Origin of the sequence: Bradyrhizobium sp. STM 3561 (assembly GCF_045571455.1) — a bacterium.
Classification (GTDB): Bacteria; Pseudomonadota; Alphaproteobacteria; order Rhizobiales; family Xanthobacteraceae; genus Bradyrhizobium; species Bradyrhizobium vignae.
The window spans coordinates 246,009-262,576 of sequence record NZ_CP120696.1 but is presented as its reverse complement, the minus strand read 5'-3'; the positions used below and the strand labels follow the sequence as shown (position 1 = coordinate 262,576).

Sequence of the window (16,568 nt, the reverse complement as noted above, 5' to 3'; positions counted from 1 at the left end):
TGGAGGCGTGCTGACGGGCCATTAGAACTTGACAGTCACGCCCGTGTATACCGTCGAAGCTGTACAAGCGCCCCCTATACATGACGGACTTGTTTCATGGTTGAGACCTAGGACATTCTGGTTCCACTTGTAAGCGACCCACAGATCCAAGGCGTGCGAGTAAGTTTTGCCCCAGAGCAGTTTGCTGGCATCGAGAGTTAGTCGGACCGGCTCGGTGTAAATTTGCGTCGCCGACGGTACGAAGATTTTGGATGGAAGAGCGCCGGCAGGATAACCGGAGCCCATTTCGCCGATGATCAGCATACGGCCGCTTACCGCCAGCGGAATCGTTTCTGGTAGAAAGCCAAGATCCATGTAGTAATTTGCTTCGACCGCCCAGGTCGGGCGGAATTCCAGCACGCCATCGGGCACCCCGGGCCGGAATGGTCCAAACGGCGTTATGGTCCCAGAATAGATCCATTCCTTGTAAACCAGAGGCGCCACATTCAGGAAGCCTTTGTACGGCAGATCAAACGCGAACTGGAGGCCAGCGGTGACCGCCGTCACGTTCAGCGCAGATGCGACATCTCGCATTCCACGGTCGGCGCCCACCTCAAGCGAAACGTTTCTCAGCGGCGCCGCTGTAAAGAGTTTGGTGTCGAAGATCTCGTTGAACCCGAATGTGCTTCGAATTGATGCATAGTCGAGAACTGATCCGGCACATCCCTGATAGGAGACCGTGCAGGGGGACGCCGGGGCATGTTGCGAATATTTCACAAGCCCCACATTGATCAGATTGGTTCCGTAATTCCACGCGTCGAAATGGGTGAAGGCAAATGTCATTTCTGGCGTTCGACCGGGAAAGCCTGGAGACGCTCCGTCGGGCGCGTAGGCGAATGTAAGGCGATTGTCATTGATGAAGAAGAATGGGAACGGATTGGCCGCTTTCTTCGGCGGAATAACTTTGACCGGCGGCTGTGGAACGTCCGCTGCTGAAACAGTTTCTACTGATTGCAGCATCCCCACGAGAGCCACTGCTATCGATGCATGGAGCCATCTATGATGCATTTCCTTTTCCCCGTTTTACTATGTTGTGGACGCTCTGGTGCATTTGCAGCCCGAGCATGACGTATCCGGTTCCGCAGTGAGGTCACTGCGGGACGTGAACATTGAATAGATCTGAAAGTTGGATGTTGTACGTAGCAGTCCCTGGCTACATGCCGCCGCGCGCTTCCGAGCACCAGAGTTCAAGCACTAAGTGTCTTTGACAAATCGGTCCTTCGCGGCGAGTTTGCTCATTCGATTTGCATGCTCGTCCTCCCTCCCCCTTGAAAAGCCCGACCAATTTTTTGTGATCTTTTCGGGCTCACCATCTGCAAACTGGCCTGTACTACTTAGGCGTGAACGACGTCACCGACCTTCGGAACGATGACCTTGATACGCGGATCCTGTCGCGCAACGGCTTCGACGAAGCGGGCAGGTGTCTGTTCGAGGATCGGGAATCCACCATAGTGACACGGTATGGCGATGCGCGGCTTGAGATAGCGACACACCGCTAAAGCGGCCCCCTCCGCACCCATCGTGAAGCGGTCCCCGACGGGAACGATCACAACATCCGGCTTGTACAGTTCATTGATAAGCGACATATCCGAAAACACATCGGTGTCGCCCATGTGATATACTGTTGGCTGCCCCTTTGAGCGAATAACGAACCCGTTGGGATTGCCAAAGCTTATGGAAACGCCAAGATCGGACAGTTGTGAAGTTGTTCGACCAGCAAGAGCCAGCATCGTCACTGCGAGTTCAGCTGATGAGTGATAGGCGCGCGTTGCGGTCACCTGAAACCCACCCGCGTCGATCGTGCCTCCGACATTCAAGAGGTCGGTTCTTTTCACGCCGTTGGCAGCGAGCCAGTTTCCTAGTTCGTAACCTGCGATGACGAGGGCATTGGTCTTGTCGGCAATTGGTATGGTGTCGCCCACGTGATCGGCATGACCGTGCGTCACAAGAACGTGGGTAACGCCGTCAATCGCCGCTTCGAGATTTCCTGCAAATAGAGAATTTCCGGAAAAGAACGGATCGATCAAGACGACCGCATCGGAAAATGCGATACGAAAGTTTGAATGTCCAAACCAGGTGATATCCATGCGATCTCTCCACCTAACTTCAGAAACGATTTTCCGGATGAGCGTTCCTCACGCTCAGTCTCTTGCATACACCTGCCCAATGGATAATCCTCCGAGGCCGATGAGATGGCATAGGCCGACACGGTCGGAGTTCGCTTGACGCAGTCGTCGAGCAGTTTCCCAGATTTGGGCGAGTCCCGTCGGTCCGCCAGGGTGCCCTCGCGCTATCAAACCGCCATCGGTCGAGAACTCGGGAAGGCCAAACCGTTGTTTTGAGCTGGGACCAAACGCACCACGTTCGATAAGCAAATGGGTCTCGTCGGGATCCGAGAAGCCGAGCGACTCGTAGTACAACATCTCTTCGATAGCGAAAGCATCGTGAACTTGGACGATGTCCACGTCGGCAGGGCGCAATCCAGCCTTTGACAGCGCCGTTGTGCCAACCAATCGGGCTGCGGCCATCTGTTCTTCAAGCGCTCCACCGCGCCCCCCCTCGTGCGATGTCGTGCGGAACACGCTGGCGACGGCCCGTATGGGAACGGACTGCGTCCGCTTCAACGCCGAGCCGGAGCAGAACACTGCGGCAGCGGCGCCCTCACTCCAAGTGGTGCACATCATCGCCGTCAGCGGGGCGGCTGCCAACTTGCTCCGAATAACCTTTTCGGCCGTCACAGGCTCGCTAGCACGACGCGCCGCATGAGGGTTGTTTCGAGCGTAGTTCCAGTTCTTCGCCGCAATCGCCGCGAGATGTTGCTCGCCGGCGGCGCCGGTTTGCAGCCGCCGCGCGGCGAGAAGGGCGAACGGGACAATTGGCGGCGCCTGTCGTTCGTTTGCGATTACGCTGAGGGTCGACATCTCTGTGTCAGGACAATCATATCCGATCGCCAAGACGGTCTCCGCCCGCCCCGACATGATTGCGCTGATTGCTTCATGCGCAACGCAAAGGCCCGTCGCCGATGCATTCGATAGATGCTGGACAGGAACGCCGGTCAGTCCCAGTTCCTCGGCCACGAAGACACCGCGCGGACTGAGAGGGTGAGCTGTGCCCGCATAGACTGCGTCGATCTTATCGAATGTCAGTCCAGCGTCGCCAAGGGCCCTCAACGAGGCCTCGACAGCCAGACGTTTACCCGAGCCGACTTCATGCCGACCAAAGTTGGTCATCCCAACGCCTACCACATAAACGTCAGTCATAAACTCTCCGTCCGCCGTCTGCCTCTGACGCAAAAGTGTGCCGCCTTCCTAGGTCGACTTCTCAAAAAAGAGGCGCCCGTTCTCGGCACGTACTCCGATGAAATGGCCGCCTGCGGCCTTTGGAGGTTCTTGAAGTACGACTTCCAATTCGATCCCGATCGGCAGCCGAAGTAGCCCGTACACGGTGTCCAGATATTCGGTCCACGCTACAAGGACGCCCTCGGCCGCGATCTCCAGAGACTCGCACTCCCTAAGGCTTCCGTCGGCGGCAAAGCGGCGCGGAGGGTAGTAAACCGCACCGGTCGCGGGATCGTGCGAGGCGTGCAGGGTTGCGATACTCATATGTCCTCCAACGACGATGCGTATACCAACAGCACTGTCATTAATGGCTGCGTTGAGCTCCGATTGCGGTTCGGTCCTGTTGCTGATGATCCATCCAGAGTTTGCGAAGATCTTTCTTGATAAGTTTTCCGCCGGTGTTCACCGGAATCTCCGGCAACATGAAGATGCGGCGCGGCCACTTGTACTTTGCCAATTGTCCCTCGCAGAAGGCTATCAATTCGCTCTCGCTCGCCGCAGCCCCCTGCTTCAGTTCAACGTAAGCAACGGGCTGCTCTCCTAGGTCCATATGCGGGACGCCGATCACCGCAGCCAAAGCCACCGCCGGATGCAGCGACAGTGCGCGTTCGATTTCGGCAGGGTAAACATTGCTTCCTCCAGCAATGATCATGTCCGTGAGGCGATCTGTGATGAACAAATAGCCTTCCTCATCGAGATAGCCGACGTCTCCCGTCCGATAGTAGCCGTCAGCGTCGATCTTATCCGAGCCCAGCTTGCCCTTGCCGATGTAGCCGGTAATGATCGAAGGCGTGTGAACACGAATTTCGCCATTTTGCCCCGGCGGCAATGCACGGCCGTCTTGATCTACGATCCGGATGGACACGTGTTTGAACGCGCGGCCAGCCGTTCCGGGACGTTTGCGTTGCTCCAGGGGCGTGGCACCAGCAATCATGCCGGCCTCGACGGTGCCGTAGCTTTCATACAGGCACTCGCCAAACACCTCCGTTGCCCGCAACTTCAACTCAGGCCCAGCCGGGGCGCCACCAAACTGCAAGCACTTGAGCGAACTTACGTCATACTTACGCAGAATTGCGTCGGGCAGGTTGAGCACGCGGCGGATCATGGTCGGCACGCTGCCCCAGTGCGTGATCTGCTTGGATGCGATAAGGGCGAGCGTTTGTTCGGGATCGAACTTGCGCTGAAAGACAACCATCCCGCCAGTGGACAGGGCTATCCGCGTGAACGCGGGCCCGACACCGTGATGAAGTGGGAGATTGACCAGCGCTCGGTCTCCTGGCCCTCCAGCCGCGCCGTTGAAGTTTACGGAATTGGCGTATTCTGCAGCGATCCGCAGGTCCCGCGGAGGCGTGCGCAGGGTTCCCTTGGGGGTGCCCGTCGTCCCCGACGAGTAGATGATCATCTGCGCAAAGTCGCCCGCTTCCTCTGTGACCCGCTTCGTTGAGGCAAGGAGGTCAGAATACGCAATGCCAAAGCGCTTCGTGTCGCCCAAGCAAACCGTTGCACGTAAGTGCAGCGCCAGGCACATCTCCCGCAGCGATGCTGGGTCATCGTCATCGCAAACAAGCGCGACGACTCCGCAGTCGTTGAATATGTCCTTCATCTCCGTTGCGGTCAGCCGGTAGTTAATGGCGACATGAACGGCGCGGAGCTTTGCGAGGGCAAGATTCGTAACCAGCCACTCGAGCCTATTGTGCATACGGACGGCTACGCGATCACCAGCACCTATTCCCTGGTCCGAGAGGCCCGCCGCAAGCCGACCAGCCTGTTCTTCCCATTCCGCGAAGCTAAGTGTTCGACCTCCCTCGCACGCAACGATCGTAGAGAGATCTTCGGGAGAAAAAGGAGGCTTCCCTATTGCCATGATGTACCCCAATTCCGACGCAGCCCTGCCAAATACGAGCCGTGGATTGAACGCAGCCGATTAGCAAAGCCCGCCGCGCTCGCCTCCGCTGACGGTCACGATCTGACCGGTGACGTAGTTGGCCAAGGGCGATGAAAGCCAGAAGATTGCATCTGCAGCCTCTTGGACTGTTCCTGTTCGACCCACCAAGTTGGACGAGATCGGCCGGGGCTCGTATACTTTTGCGGGATCGTACTGCTGGGCAATGCCGTGCCGTTGGCTCGTTTTTTCGTTGAATCCCAGCGCGATTTCTCGACCGCCAGTCTTCACAGTTTGAGCAGCAGTCAGCGGAGCGCCGAAACGCGTTTGGATCGCGCCAAACGCGACGGCGTTGACGTTGATCTTGAAGCGCCCCCACTCCAGCGCCAGCGACTTGGTGAAGCCGTTCAAAGCCCCCTTCGCCGTCGCATAGTTCGTCCCTCCGAAGGAGCCGAAAGTTGCCGCGATCGCGGAGACGTTGACGATTTTGCGAAATCGCTCTATGCCGGTGGCTGCTTCGGTCTTTGCGGGTTCACACATGTAGGGCGCTGCCGCACGGCAAATGCGAAATGGCGCCACGACGTGGATATCCAACATGGATTGAAACTGCTCATCCGTCATTTTCTCAACGACGGAATTCCAATAATATCCAGCAGCATTGACGATGATATCGAGTCGTCCGAACGCGTCGATTGCGTGCTTAATGAGCAGATCCGGGACGCCCGGCTCAACCAAGTCGCCCACAAATGAAGTCGCGAAGACGCCGATATTCGCGGCCTCCGCTTCAACGGCCGAGGCGTCAACATCCGCCAAGCAGACGCGCGCCCCGTTTGCGGCGAGCGTGTGGGCGACGGCTCTGCCGATGCCTTGACCGGCTCCCGTGACAACGGCAACCTGATCTTCCAGAAGGCTCGATTTGAGAGTTGGACTCGGCTGCACTTAGTACCCCTTCCAGACAGGCTTACGCTTCTCGGCAAAGGCGCGCAGCCCTTCGGCGCGATCCTCTGAATTTATGACTGGGTCGAGATATTTTCGCTGCCGCTCCCAGAATTCCGCATCTGGCCAGTCCGCAGCTTGTCGGACAATTTGAACGCCGGCAGCGACGGATAATGGACCGTTGGCCACTAGCCTTTCCGCGAGATCGATCGCAAGCTCGAGTGCCTTGCCTGGCTCCGCTAGTCTGTTCACGAGCCCAAGCCGGTGCAATTCGGCTGCCGGCCAAGCTTCACCGATAAGCGCCAATTCCATAGCGACGTGATATGGAAGCCGCTTCGGCAGCCGGGCTAGCCCGCCGCCTAAGGCAGCCAATCCTCTAGTGACTTCGGGCAACCCCATCGTCGCAGTCCGCGACGATACGATGAGATCGCAGGCCAGGCATAATTCGAGGCCGCCGGCGAGGGCGTGCCCTTCAACCGCCGCAATGACCGGCTTCTTCGGCCGCTCCCTCATGATTCCGAAGCCACCTCGTCGCGGCGATTCGGCGAGATCGCCCTTCGCCGCCGCGATCAGGTCTTGACCCGAGCAGAATACCCCCCCGGAGCCCGTGATTACGGCTGCCCGCAGCTTGTCATCGCCATCGTAGGCATCCATCGCCGCTTCCATTGCACGCGCGGTCGCACCGTCGAAGGCATTTCGCCGGCTGTAGCGATTGATGGTGACGACGAGAATATGCTCGCGCGGCTGCTCCAGTACTAAGAGCGACCCAGACTCTTCCACGTTGCCTCCCCTAAAGGCGCTTAGGCTTCTCTGTTCACCCTACTTCATTGTTGATCAATCGACAAGTATATAATCGGAAAATGATTACGTGACGAAATTACGAATAGCGGAATTTCATCTTTGGCCGATGAGCCTCGTGGAGATTGCTATTCTCGCAACTCTCTGGCTGAGAATCTCTTCAAAGCGCTGGGGGCGCGGCGACTTCTTGCGAAATAGCCAGGAGAACATACTCGCCAGCTGCTTCGGTATTAAAAGCGCCCAGACTCTTCCGCGCGGCCTCTTAAGCGCGGGAGCTTCTCGGCCTAGTTGCGTCGTGGGATACAAAGTACGGAATTTCATACTTGCCACCTCATAAAGATCGCTTTGCTCGCAAACTCCCTTAGGCGGATGCCGGGAAGCTCTTCGAAGCGCCAGGGGCGCGGCGATCTTTCGCGATAGGATCCCCTAGCCAAGGAAGGCCTCCCGGCCTCGCGCACAGGCCGCAATGCCGGAAGGACGCCAAGGGGATTTTCAACCTGCTCAACCCCAGAAGCCAAAGGCACGTACACCCGCCGCATAGTCCGCAATAGTGAACACTTGAAGTCTGGGCGCCGCCATGCCTCAGCCTGTTCCCCATGTATTCAGATCCGGGCGGTGAATTGTTCAGAAGGCGCTCACAACCGGTGCATTCGTACGAATGGGGCGCTCGCCAAATCGCTAATATGTAGCCGGGCTGTCCGACTGTTGGTCAATCAGCCGAATCTGGTCTCACATAGCCAAGGTTCGCTGACAGACGCCGAGTTGTATGTAAGAGTGACGTCACCGGAAGTCCGTTAATAGCAGTGTCGTACTCCCCTCGTGCGCCGATGACCGTAATGGCAGCGACGAGTTGTTGCTGATGGTCAAAAACAGGCGCGCTGATGCCGTCGATTCCTTGCGCGTACTCGCTTAATGAGCGGGCAACGCCGTTGGCCCTGGTCTCTTTCTTTATCGATTCGAATTGCTTCCGAGCGGAGTGGGGAAGGCTTTTCAACTGCCAATCAACAAATTGAAGCACTTTCTTATCACTTGAGAAGGTTGCAAAGACTCGACCTGTCGCTGATTCGAAAATCGGCAAAACACTTCCCGGTTTGGCATTCACAGTAACAGCCTTGCTTCCCTCCTCGACTAAAACGTACGATGGGCCATGCGTACCCCAGACTGCTAGGCCCACCGTGACGCCAAGTTCGTCACGAAGGCTGGACAATTCCTGCCCCGCCAGCCGCACGATATTAAGGCTTCCAAGCGCGGACATGCCAACCCGCAATGCCGCCGGCCCCAAACGGTATGCTCCGTTCGGTTCGCGCTCGACGAATTTGGTCCGCATGAAGCTTACGAGATAGCGATGCGCCTTAGGGGCCGGCATGCGAGTGGACGCAGACAATGCCTTCAGATTCTGTGGGCGAGAAGATGCAGCAAGCGCCTCCAACAGGAGCATTCCGGTTTCGATTGAATTGACGCCCAAAGGCTCATGATGCCGACCACCGGTTTGACGTTTCTTGCTACTCATTCGCCAGCGCCCCAACTTATTGATATCCTGCGGAGTTTTATGCCGTCGAACGAGATTCTGCCAGTTGAAAAGTTTGGCCCGCTTGTCGCGCGGACGGCGCTCCAGTGGCGCTTGGCTCGGCAGCGCGCTCTTTTCTTATAGCAGAGGCAGCCTTCTCGCTGCAGTAAGCCTATTGGATGTGGCTATCGCTGTGTGGAGAGGCTCGATTCGATCGCTCGCACCGGTTCAAGATCGATAAACACGCGGTAATCAGCTATGGAGCCATTGCGCCAACGTGCGGTTGAAGTGCACGGCACGGTGACGTGTGTTTCGTCGGCAAACATGTGAGTCACCTCACACTCGATTGCGCCCCGCGCCCTAATCTTTCGCACGCGCGACGATCCGGCTGGGATCGGTTCAGAACGCCACTGACCAAGTCAAATGCGTAGCGCGCAGGCTGGTCGGGAAGCCGGCGCCCTTCCATAGCTTGCCGTGGTTCTGGAGCAACCAGGGCAGCCTCAAGCTTCAGATCGCCGGGCTCGTGCGAGGCTGCGATACGTGTGTCTCACGCGACGATCCCAAAACATCGGCTTTTTCGGTATTCGGCTTCGCCGATGGAACGCTGCGATGCGATGAATCGGTGAACCGGCCTGGCGACCACATCGCCGCCAGAAGGCTCTTGGAGTCCGGCTGCGCGATCACCCCTGAAGAAGCAGGAGACATAACCTTCGACCTGAAGGCGGCCCTGCGGCTGACCGCCGCGGCCAGTTGAGGGCGCCCTACCGATTTCAGCTCTCTCTTTCGAGGATCGAAACGTAGTTCGCGACGCCGCTGCCTCCCATGTTGAATACGCCGCCGATCCGGGGATCTCGCGCTTTGACACCGGGATATTCGCCGGCGAGCTGCATCGCGGCCATGACGTGCATGGAAACTCCGGTAGCTCCGATCGGGTGTCCCTTGGCCTTCAGGCCTCCGGACAGGTTGACCGGCAACCTGCCTCCGGGCTCCGTCACACCATCCAACACGACGCGCGCTCCCTCCCCCGGGTTCGCCAAGCCCATGGCTTCGTACTCCATTAGCTCCGCAATCGTGAAGCAGTCGTGAGTCTCCACGAACGAGAGATCCATGAGCTGTAGCCCGGCTCTATCCAGGGCCATTCGCCAAGCCTTCGAACATCCCTCCAGACGCGTCATGTCGCGCCGGTTCATCGGGAGGAAGTCGTTCACTTGAACCAGCGATCGGATCCGAACCGATTTCTCGGCCTGGCGCGCAATATCGGGACAGGCGATCAGCAGGGCCGCCGCGCCGTCGGATACCATCGAGCAATCCGTCCTGCGCAAGGGACCGGCGACCAGCGGATTCTTGTCGCTCACCGTCCTGCAGAATTCGTAGCCGAGATCCTTCTGCATGTGGGCGAGCGGATTGGCTGCGCCGTTGCGATGGTTCTTGGCAGCGATGCGCGCGAGCGCGTCCGACTGATCACCGAACCTCTGGAAATAGTTGTTTGCGATCTGGCCGAAGAGCCCCGCGAACGACCCGGCTCCTGCTTCCGCGGCCACGTAGCTCGCGCTGATCAGGCCGCGGTTGACTTCTTCAGCGGAAGCCGACGTCATCTTTTCGGCTCCTACGACGAGGACGACGCGTGCGGCTCCGGACTCGATTGCGCGGATGCCTTGCAGGATAGCTGCGGATCCTGTGGCGCATGCGTTTTCGACCCTCGTCGCCGGCTTGAACTGCAAAGCCGGATCAGCCTGCAGCGCCAGCGACGCAGGGAATCCCTGGGGAACGAACCCGGCGCCGAAGTTTCCCACGAAGATCTCGTCGATGGCGCCAAAATCCACTTTCGCGGAGGCGACAGCTTCCTTGACGGCCCGGACCAAAAGGGACTCAAGCGTATCTTCCGTGAGCTTGCCGAATGCGGTGTGCGACCATCCGATAAGATAAGCGTCCATGTATGCGTCCTTTCGATTGAACTCGCGATCAGTTGGCGGCGAGCAGGCCGACGAGGTGCCGGACATCGCCGAGCTCTTCAAGATTCTCGATCATTCGGGCGATCGCCTGGCCCCTCGCCTCCGCGTTCTTGACCGGAGAATAACGTACGCAGTCTTCGAACCGGCGCTGGTGTGCCGCCGCGCTCAATGGACTGTCCGGAAATCCGTCCGGGTGATCCAGTTTCAAGCTGACGGACTCGCCGGACGCGGTCGTAACGTCGAGATCCACTGCGGTATGTCCTCGGGCATCCAGCGTCGGGTCCACTCGCACCTCCACATTCCGTGCGAGCTTTACGATCTCATCCCGGCCAACCGACTCGGGCGTGAAATGACTGAGCTCCGACGAGCCGTGAAGCAAAGCGTTCGCCACGCAGAACTGTATGCTGAACTGCGCGTTGACGCGCGGGTTCTCGCCCACGACGAACTGATGGCCGACCAGCTTATGGGCATAGGGCGGCACCCGGACCGAGATCGATCTCACGTGATCTGCACGGACGCCGTGCCTCTGAACGGCCTCGAGAGTCAGTTGCGTGATGCCTTGCGTCAGACCGCAGCTCGGAAACTGCTTGAAGACGGTCCGCTCGAGGCGGAACTCCTCGCCTAGCGCGTGTGTAAAACGGTCGTCTGTTGCGTCGCCGGCGAAAAGCCGGCGATAGCCATAGACGCCATTCAGGAAGTTCTTCGGGCCGGTGATGCCGACGGCAGCCAAGTCGGCACAAAGCACTCCGGACTCGGCCACCCATCCTTGGATGACCCGCACGGCGAGCGAACCGTCGACATTGCTCTGGAAGCTGCCGCCCGCGCGATTGAACGCCAACGCGAGTGCATGAAGCGTCTCGTGAGGCGGGAGCCGCCTTATTCGACATGCGGTCGCCGTTGCTGCAAACACACCGGCAACGCCGGTGGGATCGAAACCATGGTACTCCGCTTCCGACAGATTGAAGCGCGATCCGATCTCGGCGCCCACCGCGATCGCTGCGAGCAGATCGCGTCCGCTGCAACCACCGATGCTTTCGGCCATGGCGAACGCTACGGGCACGATCGAAGAGCCCATGTGCAGACCCGGCGCCATTGCGTCGCAATAGTCGAGTGCGCGACAGATGACTCCGTTGGCGAACGCGGCCGCACGCGCCGGGACTTTGGCGCCTGTGAAAAAGACCGTGGCTTCGCTCTTGCCACCCGCCTCTAGAACATACTTTTGGACTTCGCGGCAACCCTGCTCGGAAGCGCCGGCCATTCCCGTGCCGATCACGGCAAGCACGATCTGCTTCACGATCGTACGAGCGCTGTCCGAAAATTCCTCGAAGCTCGCCTTCAAGACGAAATCAGCCAATGCCTGTTCGCTGCTCATATGCCCTTCTCCTACACGCCTCAGAAGCGAGTTCTACAGAGGCCGGCCCTCGCTATCCGCCCGATGTACTCGCTTCCATTGCCTTCCCACGCCAATCATCACGCGAGCGCTTGCCGGCCGCGGGGAGAACTCACATGCCTAGGTAAGCGCGACGAACATCGTCGTTCGCGAGTAGCTCATGGCCGAGTCCCTCCAGCGTCACTTTGCCGGTTTCCAACACATAGGCGTAGTCAGCGATGGAAAGCGCCGCGCGTGCATTCTGCTCGACCAGAAGGATGGTCATGCCACTCTGCTTCAAGGTCCGGATGATCCGGAAGATTTCTTCTACGATGAGCGGGGCCAATCCCATGGACGGTTCGTCCAGCAAGAGCAATTTCGGTCTACCCATAAGGGCGCGGCCGAGCGCCAGCATCTGCTGCTGACCGCCCGACAGCGTGCCCGCCGGTAAAGCCCGCTTTTCGCGCAGAATCGGAAAGAGATCGTAGACCTCACTCAGTCCTGCGGCGATGTCCTTAGATGGGCGCGTGTAGGCGCCCATGATCAGATTGTCCTCGATCGACATCGGTCCGAACACTTGTCGCCCTTCCGGCGAATGACAGATCCCCGACCGGACTCGCGCGGCGGACCTCGTCGAAGTGATCGCTTCTTTCCCGAACAGGATCGTACCAGCGCTCGTGGGCTGAACACCCGAAATGCAGCGCAAGAGCGTCGTCTTACCGGCGCCGTTGGCCCCCACCAAGGCGACGAGTTCACCCTCGCCTACTCTGATGGAGATGCCATGAAGCACCTGGATGCGGCCGTAGCGGGTGCGAAGGTCCCGTATTTGAAGAAGATCGCGGCCAGCACGGGGAGCCGTCAAACTCGCGTGGGCAGGCCCGGGGTCCTCGTCGCCGCCGAGCCCCTCGGGCGCGGGCAGGAGCTGGATGATGCGTTGGCGCAGCAAAGCCATCTCGCCGGCAGCATCGGCCTGGGTCAACGGGTCGGCATGGGACTCGAAAGCCGCATCTATCTCAGCCCAGTCGGCAGGCGTGAGGACCTTGCGCGCGAGTGCGAACGTGCCCTCCTCCTCTAGCTTCATGTGGGCGTCGAGATGGGCGCGGAAACTCTCGATCGACTCCGCGAGAGCTTGCCCGCGCCGGGGCCCCGGCTCTGCCTTTACCAGAGCGCGAATTCGAGCGAGCTGCTCGGGACTTGTCTCATGCTCGTCATGGAGCTTCGTAAGAACGCCGTCGGCCTCGTTCGATCGCTGACGTAGCCGCGCAAAGAGATGGTCGTCTTCCTTGGGGTGATGAAAACGCTCGGTAAACTGCTCGAAATAGTCGAGGATGAGCTCGACCGTATGCAGATCATGCGTGTCCCAGTTCTCGCTGAGGCGCGTGCCGAGCATCGAAAGCGCCGTGGCAAGCTGCCACATCGTGCGATGCTCGCTCCGGCTGATGTCAAGCGACCGCATCTCAGCTCTCGCCCACTTCGCTGCCGAGGTAGGCCGCGATGACATCACGGTTGACACGAATTTCGTCGGGAGTGCCCTCTGCGAGGCGCTTCCCGTGGTCGAGCACCAGTATGCATTCAGCGATGCTCATGACGAGTCTCATATCATGTTCGACGAGAACGACCGTGATGCCGGACTTTGCGAGCTTGACAATAAGCTCCTCGATCTCGTGCGTTTCCGTATGGTTCAGTCCGGCCGCAGGCTCGTCGAGCAGCAGAATCTTCGGCTCCATCGCCAACGCACGGGCAATTTCGAGACGTTTCAGAGCCCCGTACGGCATCGCGTTGGCATCAGCCGCGACGAATTTCTCGCAGCCGACGAAGGCGAGCAACTCGGCCGCCTTCATCCGGCAGGACCGATCGGCTCTCCGCAACCCCGGCGACCTGATCATGCCGGCAAGCAGGCTCGAGTTGAGATTGAGATGGGCGCCCACCATGACATTCTCGATCGCGCTCAGATTCATGCAGACCTGAAGATTCTGGAACGTGCGGCTCATGCCACGGCTCGCGAGGATATTCGGCGAAACGCCCGAAATCTCCTTGCCCGCGAGAGCGATCGATCCAGCCGACGGAACGTAAAGGCCGGTGATCAGATTGAACAACGTCGTCTTGCCTGCGCCGTTCGGTCCGATGACGGCGTAGACGCCCCCCTGCGGAATCTCGAAGGAGACGTCCTCGATCGCATGGACGCCGCCGAAGCTTTTCGATAGATGCGATACCTTGAGCATTCAGGCTCTCCGGCGCCCGAACAGGTCCGCAAGGCTCGGTACGATCCCGCGCGGCAGAAAGATCATCGTCGCGACGAGGATGACGCCGAACGTAATGGTCTCCCATCCTTCGAAGCTTGCGAGAAGCTGGGGGAGAAGGCTCAGCAGCACGGCCCCGAACACGGCTCCCCAGACCGATGCCATGCCTCCGACCACAACCATTGTGACGAGCTCGACCGAATGCGGGAAGGCGGCTAGCCCGGGCGTGATGAAGCCCAAGTAGTGCGCCAAGAGACTTCCGATGACGGCGGCGTACGACGTCGACAGAACGAAGACGCGCGTCTTAAAACTGGCTGTGTCGATACCCATTGCTCGCGCCGCGACCTCCGAACCGTGCAAAGCCTGGAGGGCCCGTCCTGCCGGCGAGTCGACGAGGTTCTGGGCAAGTGCGATCGTCGCGACGAGCAAAACGGCAAATATCCAGTACCATTGCCCTTCGCCGAAGGGGCGCCAATCCAATACCACGAAGTCGCCGACCGACATTCCGTCCGGACCGCCGGTCAAGGCGGTCTCGTTCGTGATGACGATCGAGATGATGATGCCCAGACCGAGCGTCGCCATCGCCAGATAGTGGCCCTTGAAGCGCAAGATCAGGCCAGCAACGACCCAGGCAAGCAGGCCCGCAGCTATCGCTGCGACCACGAGGGCCAGGCTGGGGTGCACGTCCCAACGGGACGTCAGAATGGCCGACCCGTAGGCCCCGATACCTACGAAGCCCGCATGACCGAGACTGATCTGGCCCGTGTAACCAATCAGCAGGTTCAGCGTGATGGCAAGCACCGCGTTGATCGCGATCCGGATCGCGACGTCCAGATAGAACGCGTTCGGCAAAAACGCCGGCAAAAGCAGGAGAACGATCGTCGCGGCCAGAAGCCCCGGAGCTCTGCTCCGCGGCAGGAGAACGTCCGGCAAGGAATCGCTTGTACTCATACCCGATCCGTCTGTCTGGCACCGAGCAAACCCTGCGGCCTGAGCCCAAGGATCAAGAGCGCGAGAACGAATGAGACCGCATCCTTGTATGCTGACGACGCGTAGCCGGCGGTCATCGCCTCGAGGAGGCCCAGCAACAGCCCGCCCAGGACAGCACCCGCCCCGCTACCAAGGCCGCCCAGCGTTGCCGCGACGAACCCTTTCAATCCGAGCATTCCGCCCGAATCGTAGGAGGTCGTCGCAATAGGGGCGACAAGAATGCCGCCGATGGCGCCGATCGCCGCCGATAGAACGAAGCTCAGCATCAAGACGGTGCGGGTGTCGATGCCGACGAGCTCAGCGGCAAGCCGATTATATGCCGCGGCCAGCATGCCTTTGCCGATACGCGTACGACCGAAGAAGACACCTAGTCCCACCACCAGAACCGCGGAAACGCAGAGGATCCAGATGCTTTGCGGCAGAATGGTCGCTCCAAAGACCGCGATAGGCTTGTCTCCGGAGAATGCAGGCAGGGAGTGATTGGCCTTGCCGAACGTCACCTGGATGATGCCTCGCAATATCATCGCAACTCCAAGCGTTATGATGATGAGACTGACGACATCCGCGCCGCTCGCAGGTTCGACGACGAGTTTTTCGACGAGAAGGCCGACGAGTGCGATAACCAAGACGCTCAAGAGCGCTGCGAGCGGCAGCGGGATGCCTGCAGCCGTCAAGAATGCGCCTACGATGCCACCCATCATCATGAACTCGCCCTGGGCGAAATTGATCACGCCCGAGGCGTTGTAGATGATCGAAAAGCCGAGCGCGGCGAGTGCATAGATCGCGCCCACTGTCAGTCCAGAAGATACGAACTGCAAGAATTGAGACATTGACGTCCTTTTCGCGATGTGCCGCGTTCAGTTGCCAGCGATGCGAACGTCGAAGGGCGCCTCGGTCTTGCTCTTAATCTCGTCGAGATTCACTCCATCAGCGATCTCAATGAGACCCATGCCGTTCGAGCCGATCTTGTCGATCTCGAAGACAGCAAGGTCGGTGATGACCATATCCACGACCCTCGATCCCGTAAGAGGTAGACCGCAATCGCGGAGCAGCTTTGGGCCGTCCTTGCTCACGTGTTCCATCACCACGATGACTTTCCTCACGCCTGCCACCAGATCCATCGCCCCTCCCATTCCCTTGACGATCTTGCCGGGAATGGCCCAGTTCGCGAGGTCTCCGTTCTGCGCCACCTGAAGGGCCCCGAGGATGGACAGGTCAATGTGCCCGCCGCGGATCATGGCGAAAGATTCCGCCGACGAGAAATAGCTGGTCGTCGTAAGTTCAGTGATGGTTTGCTTGCCGGCATTGATCACGTCGGCGTCTTCGTCTCCTTCGTAGGGAAACGGTCCCATTCCCAGCATGCCGTTTTCGCTCTGCAACTGTACCTTCATTCCGGCTGGGATGAAGTTCGGTACGAGCGTGGGAATGCCGATACCCAGATTGACATACATACCTTGGTGCAGCTCCTTGGCGGCACGGGCGGCTATCTGGTCGCGAGTCCAGGGCATTTGATCTCC

16 protein-coding genes are annotated in these 16,568 nt (G+C 59.2%); 1 reads left to right on the top strand and 15 read right to left on the bottom strand.

Annotated features, from left to right (window positions below):
* Positions 1 to 21: 21 nt before the first annotated feature.
* The 8 genes from P6U28_RS40655 to P6U28_RS40620 all read right to left on the bottom strand — a co-directional run bounded on the left by P6U28_RS40655 (position 22) and on the right by P6U28_RS40620 (position 8,503).
* Positions 22 to 1,005 carry a hypothetical protein gene (locus tag P6U28_RS40655; protein WP_407123305.1) on the bottom strand — a complete coding sequence of 328 codons (984 nt, stop codon included), beginning with the start codon at positions 1,003 to 1,005 and terminating at the stop codon, positions 22 to 24.
* Positions 1,006 to 1,373: 368 nt separating this feature from the next.
* Positions 1,374 to 2,126 carry a metal-dependent hydrolase gene (locus P6U28_RS40650; protein ID WP_407123304.1) on the bottom strand — a complete coding sequence of 251 codons (753 nt, stop codon included), beginning with the start codon at positions 2,124 to 2,126 and terminating at the stop codon, positions 1,374 to 1,376.
* A 54-nt stretch (positions 2,127 to 2,180) separates the two neighbouring features.
* Entirely contained in the window at positions 2,181 to 3,299 is a 1,119-nt protein-coding gene (locus P6U28_RS40645) for a thiolase family protein (RefSeq protein ID WP_407123303.1), read from the bottom strand.
* 48 nt (positions 3,300 to 3,347) lie between these two features.
* The gene (locus tag P6U28_RS40640; RefSeq protein WP_407123302.1) at positions 3,348 to 3,641 is read right to left on the bottom strand and encodes a hypothetical protein; all 294 of its coding nucleotides are present in this window, start codon (positions 3,639 to 3,641) and stop codon (positions 3,348 to 3,350) included.
* Positions 3,642 to 3,681: 40 nt separating this feature from the next.
* Entirely contained in the window at positions 3,682 to 5,241 is a 1,560-nt protein-coding gene (locus P6U28_RS40635) for a class I adenylate-forming enzyme family protein (protein WP_407123301.1), read from the bottom strand.
* Positions 5,242 to 5,301: 60 nt separating this feature from the next.
* A complete protein-coding gene (locus tag P6U28_RS40630; RefSeq protein ID WP_407123300.1) occupies positions 5,302 to 6,198 on the bottom strand; it encodes an SDR family NAD(P)-dependent oxidoreductase in 897 nt (298 codons plus the stop codon).
* Complete coding sequence (locus tag P6U28_RS40625) at positions 6,199 to 6,975, bottom strand: crotonase/enoyl-CoA hydratase family protein (protein WP_407123299.1); 777 nt, start codon at positions 6,973 to 6,975, stop codon at positions 6,199 to 6,201.
* 727 nt (positions 6,976 to 7,702) lie between these two features.
* Positions 7,703 to 8,503: an IclR family transcriptional regulator gene (locus tag P6U28_RS40620; RefSeq protein WP_407123298.1), complete on the bottom strand. Its 801-nt coding sequence runs from the start codon at positions 8,501 to 8,503 to the stop codon at positions 7,703 to 7,705.
* A 466-nt stretch (positions 8,504 to 8,969) separates the two neighbouring features.
* Here P6U28_RS40620 and P6U28_RS40615 point away from each other — a divergent pair, with 466 nt between their 5' ends.
* The gene (locus tag P6U28_RS40615) at positions 8,970 to 9,254 is read left to right on the top strand and encodes an oxidoreductase C-terminal domain-containing protein (RefSeq protein WP_407123297.1); all 285 of its coding nucleotides are present in this window, start codon (positions 8,970 to 8,972) and stop codon (positions 9,252 to 9,254) included.
* Between the two features lie 16 nt (positions 9,255 to 9,270).
* Here the strand turns inward: P6U28_RS40615 and P6U28_RS40610 are convergent, their stop codons facing one another.
* From P6U28_RS40610 to P6U28_RS40580, 7 genes are all read right to left on the bottom strand, one after another.
* Positions 9,271 to 10,434 (bottom strand): acetyl-CoA acetyltransferase, encoded by a 1,164-nt coding sequence (locus tag P6U28_RS40610; RefSeq protein WP_407123515.1) that lies wholly within the window; start codon positions 10,432 to 10,434, stop codon positions 9,271 to 9,273.
* 28 nt (positions 10,435 to 10,462) lie between these two features.
* Positions 10,463 to 11,824 carry an MmgE/PrpD family protein gene (locus P6U28_RS40605; protein WP_407123296.1) on the bottom strand — a complete coding sequence of 454 codons (1,362 nt, stop codon included), beginning with the start codon at positions 11,822 to 11,824 and terminating at the stop codon, positions 10,463 to 10,465.
* A gap of 130 nt (positions 11,825 to 11,954) precedes the next feature.
* A complete protein-coding gene (locus P6U28_RS40600) occupies positions 11,955 to 13,277 on the bottom strand; it encodes an ATP-binding cassette domain-containing protein (protein ID WP_407123295.1) in 1,323 nt (440 codons plus the stop codon).
* 1 nt (position 13,278) lies between these two features.
* Positions 13,279 to 14,043, bottom strand: coding sequence for an ABC transporter ATP-binding protein (locus tag P6U28_RS40595; protein WP_407123294.1), 765 nt, complete (start codon positions 14,041 to 14,043; stop codon positions 13,279 to 13,281).
* Positions 14,044 to 15,012 carry a branched-chain amino acid ABC transporter permease gene (locus tag P6U28_RS40590; RefSeq protein ID WP_407123293.1) on the bottom strand — a complete coding sequence of 323 codons (969 nt, stop codon included), beginning with the start codon at positions 15,010 to 15,012 and terminating at the stop codon, positions 14,044 to 14,046.
* Positions 15,009 to 15,881: a branched-chain amino acid ABC transporter permease gene (locus P6U28_RS40585; protein WP_407123292.1), complete on the bottom strand. Its 873-nt coding sequence runs from the start codon at positions 15,879 to 15,881 to the stop codon at positions 15,009 to 15,011. The genes P6U28_RS40590 and P6U28_RS40585 overlap by 4 nt, the downstream gene beginning before the upstream one ends.
* Before the next feature lie 27 nt (positions 15,882 to 15,908).
* On the bottom strand, positions 15,909 to 16,559 hold the full coding sequence (locus P6U28_RS40580; RefSeq protein ID WP_407123291.1) for a 3-oxoacid CoA-transferase subunit B: 651 nt from the start codon (positions 16,557 to 16,559) through the stop codon (positions 15,909 to 15,911).
* Positions 16,560 to 16,568: the final 9 nt, after the last annotated feature.

Bases quoted from the DNA above. Each gene is read 5' to 3' on its own strand.
- P6U28_RS40650 (WP_407123304.1), bottom strand. From the start codon at position 2,126: ATGGATATCACCTGGTTTGGACATTCAAACTTTCGTATCGCATTTTCC.
- P6U28_RS40645 (WP_407123303.1), bottom strand. From the start codon at position 3,299: ATGACTGACGTTTATGTGGTAGGCGTTGGGATGACCAACTTTGGTCGG.
- P6U28_RS40640 (WP_407123302.1), bottom strand. From the start codon at position 3,641: ATGAGTATCGCAACCCTGCACGCCTCGCACGATCCCGCGACCGGTGCG.
- P6U28_RS40635 (WP_407123301.1), bottom strand. From the start codon at position 5,241: ATGGCAATAGGGAAGCCTCCTTTTTCTCCCGAAGATCTCTCTACGATC.
- P6U28_RS40620 (WP_407123298.1), bottom strand. From the start codon at position 8,503: ATGAGTAGCAAGAAACGTCAAACCGGTGGTCGGCATCATGAGCCTTTG.
- P6U28_RS40610 (WP_407123515.1), bottom strand. From the start codon at position 10,434: ATGGACGCTTATCTTATCGGATGGTCGCACACCGCATTCGGCAAGCTC.
- P6U28_RS40605 (WP_407123296.1), bottom strand. From the start codon at position 11,824: ATGAGCAGCGAACAGGCATTGGCTGATTTCGTCTTGAAGGCGAGCTTC.
- P6U28_RS40600 (WP_407123295.1), bottom strand. From the start codon at position 13,277: ATGCGGTCGCTTGACATCAGCCGGAGCGAGCATCGCACGATGTGGCAG.
- P6U28_RS40595 (WP_407123294.1), bottom strand. From the start codon at position 14,043: ATGCTCAAGGTATCGCATCTATCGAAAAGCTTCGGCGGCGTCCATGCG.
- P6U28_RS40590 (WP_407123293.1), bottom strand. From the start codon at position 15,012: ATGAGTACAAGCGATTCCTTGCCGGACGTTCTCCTGCCGCGGAGCAGA.
- P6U28_RS40585 (WP_407123292.1), bottom strand. From the start codon at position 15,881: ATGTCTCAATTCTTGCAGTTCGTATCTTCTGGACTGACAGTGGGCGCG.
- P6U28_RS40580 (WP_407123291.1), bottom strand. From the start codon at position 16,559: ATGCCCTGGACTCGCGACCAGATAGCCGCCCGTGCCGCCAAGGAGCTG.